Annotated in this window: 1 pseudogene; it reads left to right on the top strand. The window is 72.0% G+C overall.

The window, feature by feature from the left end:
- A pseudogene (locus K7472_RS32275) lies at positions 1-450 on the top strand (CpaF family protein); the annotation flags it as partial.

Genomic DNA, 450 nt, shown 5'->3' with positions numbered 1-450 from the left:
GTGGGCGAGCGCCTGTCGCAACTCCTGCGCGCACAGCCCGGTCTGCCGGCGGCAGCTCAGGAACAGCAAGGACGGGCGCTGATCAACGAGCAGGTGGCGATCTGGGCCGACGCGGTCGCGATCGAGCGCGGTGTGCCGGTATCGCAGGCCGAGGACGCCGCGGTGGCCCAGGCCGTGTTCGACCTGCAGTTCCGGGCAGGGCGCCTGCAGCCGCACCTGGACAACCCGGCAGTGGAGAACATCCTGATCAACGGCCACGCCGAGGTCTGGCTGGACTTCACCGACGGCCGCCGCCGCAAAGTCGCGCCCGTCGCGGACTCGGACGAGGAACTACGCGAGCTGCTGCACGACCTGGCGCGCCGTGCCGGGCAATCGGAGCGCACCCTCTCGACGGCGAGCCCGTTCCTGGCGCTGCGGCTCGCGGACGGCTCCCGCCTTCAGGCGGTCACC

Origin of the sequence: Streptantibioticus parmotrematis (assembly GCF_019890615.1) — a bacterium.
Taxonomy (GTDB): Bacteria; Actinomycetota; Actinomycetes; order Streptomycetales; family Streptomycetaceae; genus Streptantibioticus_D; species Streptantibioticus_D parmotrematis.
This window is presented reverse-complemented; position numbering and strand designations above follow the sequence as displayed.